This is a genomic window from Glycomyces albidus (assembly GCF_009451885.1).
Taxonomy (GTDB): Bacteria; Actinomycetota; Actinomycetes; order Mycobacteriales; family Micromonosporaceae; genus Glycomyces; species Glycomyces albidus.
Genome location: NZ_WIAO01000086.1, coordinates 1 through 1095, shown reverse-complemented (window position 1 = coordinate 1095; position 1095 = coordinate 1). Strand labels below are relative to the sequence as shown.

Annotated in this window: 1 protein-coding gene; it reads right to left on the bottom strand. The window is 69.3% G+C overall.

Translation table 11 applies throughout. The features are described from left to right. A partial coding sequence (locus GFD30_RS26100; protein WP_227997153.1) for a D-glucuronyl C5-epimerase family protein occupies positions 1-1058 on the bottom strand: 1058 nt, incomplete at its 3' end. Positions 1059-1095 lie beyond the last annotated feature (37 nt).

Below are 1095 nucleotides of genomic sequence, written 5' to 3'. Positions count from 1 at the left end.
GCGTTGATGCGGTAGTAGATGCCGCGGTCCTTGATCCGCCGGCGGCGGTTGGCGGGCGCCTGCGTGTCGCGGGTGAACGTGACGGTCTTGCGCTCGAGTTCCGCGTCGCCCTTCGACGCCACGTAGTCGCCGTCCGCGTCGGTGTCGTATCGGTAGAGGGTGTGGGTGCCGGCGGTGAAGGCGATGGTGGCGGTGGCGGGCATGGTCGGTGCGGGGTAGTCGTCGACGAGCTGGTCGGTCATGCGGGCGAAGCGGGGGCTGCCGGTCTGCCAGTGGAGCTGGCGCAGCAGGTTGATGTGGTGCTGGTGGTAGGACACGGTCGGCACCCGGTGGGCCTGGCAGTAGAAGGAGATCCACCGCTCGTTGCGCAGCAGCGGGAAGTACCGGTCGATCGTGGTGCACGCCCCGTCGAACAGCGCCGCGGCCAGTTCGCTGCCGGTGGCCCGGACATAGTCCCACAGGCCGAACATGGCGAAGATCATGCCGTTGTAGGTGTAGTCGCCCGTGCCCGGGGTGTTGCCCGGGTACTCCTGGATCCACAGGTACCCGGCGCTGTTGCGGTTGACCACCCACGGGGTGGCGTCGTCGGCGCGCAGGAGCGAGGCGAAGGCCCCGTCCGCCGCCGCCAGGTAGAGCGTGCGCTCCTCCTCGCTGACGCCCTCCAGTTCCGAGAGCTGGATGAACAGGCTGAGCGCCTCGCCCTGGGCCATGCCGGAGTACCAGGGGGCGCGGTAGTCGACCCCGCTGTGGGTGGCGTGGGCGAAGTCGAACGGGTAGGGGAAGTACCACGCGCCGCGGGTCTCGACGCGGGTCTCGATCAGGCGGCCGGCCTGGGCCTTGGCCCGGGTCAGGTAGAGGTCCTTGCGGGCGGGGTCGGTTTCGGTGCGGTAGGCGGTGATGCACCCGAGCCCGAACTGGATCTGGGTGACCGGCTGGTCGTAGCCCGGCTCGTCCCAGTCGGGCCGGTACTGGATCACGCCGTCGGCGTCGAGGTAGGTGTGCTGGGTGTCGGGGGTGACGTTCTCCCACCGCGTCGGCCGGTCCCGCCACGGCTTCATATGCTCCGGAATATCCAGCACCGCAACAAAACCGTCC